The sequence below is a fragment of the Stenotrophomonas sp. PS02300 genome (assembly GCF_029959395.1).
Lineage (GTDB): Bacteria > Pseudomonadota > Gammaproteobacteria > Xanthomonadales > Xanthomonadaceae > Stenotrophomonas > Stenotrophomonas maltophilia_AD.
In genome coordinates this window covers 1-1,717 of the sequence record NZ_JASCOP010000237.1, presented here as the reverse complement: position 1 = coordinate 1,717, position 1,717 = coordinate 1, and the positions used below count along the sequence as shown (strand labels likewise).

The window sequence follows — 1,717 nt, the reverse complement described above, 5'->3', positions numbered from 1 at the left end:
GCCACCCCCCCCCCCCCCCGCGGGCCCCCCCGCTACCCGGCATGGTCGGTTTTCGTCCGGAACTGCAACCGGTAGGGCACGACCGTTGGTCGTGCCGCCCTCGCTTGGTGCGCACCGCTATCCACCGCTTATCCACAGGGTTGTGCATGGCTGTGGCGGCCGCTCCGTGCCTACCATGTCCCACGCTCCACTCTGCAGGAAGAACACCCCCTCATGTCCGCCCGCTCCGGCTTCCGTTCCGACCGCAAAGACCGCGGTGACCGCTTTGATCGCGACGAGATGCGCATCGACGCGCTGCGCGTGCCTCCGCATTCGATCGAGGCCGAACAGGCGGTGCTGGGCGGCTTGATGCTGGCCCCGGAAAGCTATGACCGGATCAACGACCAGCTGACCGAAACCGACTTCTACCGGCGCGACCACCAGACCATCTACCGCGCGATCCGCGAGCTGTCCGAGCGCGACCGGCCGTTCGATGCGGTGACCCTCGGCGAGTGGTTCGAATCGCAGGGCAAGATGGAGCTGGTCGGCGACGGCGCCTACCTGATCGAACTGGCCAGCACCACGCCGTCGGCGGCCAACATCTCGGCCTATGCCGAGATCGTGCGCGACAAGGCGGTGCTGCGGCAGCTGATCCAGGTCGGCACCGACATCGTCAACGATGGTTTCCAGCCCGAAGGCCGCGAGAGCAGCGAACTGCTGTCGGCGGCGGAAAAATCCGTATTCGCCATCGCCGAGCAGGGCGCGCGTGGCCGCACCGATTTCGTGGCGATGCCCGGCGCGCTGAAGGATGCCTTCGAAGAGCTGCGCAACCGCTTCGAGAACGGCGGCAACATCACCGGCCTGCCCACCGGCTATGCCGATTTCGACGCGATGACCGCCGGCCTGCAGCCGACCGACCTGATCATCCTGGCCGCGCGTCCGGCCATGGGCAAGACCACGTTCGCGCTGAACATCGCCGAATACGCCGCCATCAAGTCCAAGAAGGGCGTGGCGGTGTTCTCGATGGAAATGTCGGCCTCGCAGCTGGCGATGCGCCTGATTTCCTCCAATGGCCGCATCAACGCCCAGCGCCTGCGTACCGGCCAGCTGGAAGACGAGGACTGGAGCCGGGTCACCGGCGCCATCCGCATGCTGAAGGAAACCAAGATCTTCATCGACGATACGCCGGGCGTGTCGCCGGAGATCCTGCGCTCCAAGTGCCGCCGCCTCAAGCGCGAGCACGACCTGGGCCTGATCGTGATCGACTACCTGCAGCTGATGAGCGTGCCGGGCAACAGCGAAAACCGCGCGACCGAAATCTCGGAAATCTCGCGTTCGCTCAAGGGCCTGGCCAAGGAACTGAACGTGCCGGTGATCGCGCTGTCGCAGCTCAACCGCTCGCTGGAAACCCGAACCGACAAGCGCCCGGTGATGGCCGACCTTCGCGAATCCGGCGCAATCGAGCAGGACGCGGACATGATCGTGTTCATCTACCGCGACGATTACTACAACAAGGAAAATTCCCCGGACAAGGGCCTGGCCGAGATCATCATCGGCAAGCACCGAGGCGGCCCGACCGGCTCGTGCAAGCTCAAGTTCTTCGGCGAATACACCCGTTTCGACAACCTCTCGCACGATTCGGTCGGTTCGTTCGAATAATGGGCGGGCGCACGACCAACGGTCGTGCGCTACCCCGGTAGGTCAGCCCGGCGGTAGGTGCCGCCCGTTGGTCGGTACG

1 protein-coding gene is annotated in these 1,717 nt (G+C 65.3%); it reads left to right on the top strand.

All coding sequences use genetic code 11. The features are described 5' to 3' along the window. Positions 1-213: 213 nt before the first annotated feature. Complete coding sequence (locus QMX79_RS20690; RefSeq protein ID WP_068852994.1) at positions 214-1,638, top strand: replicative DNA helicase; 1,425 nt, start codon at positions 214-216, stop codon at positions 1,636-1,638. Positions 1,639-1,717: the final 79 nt, after the last annotated feature.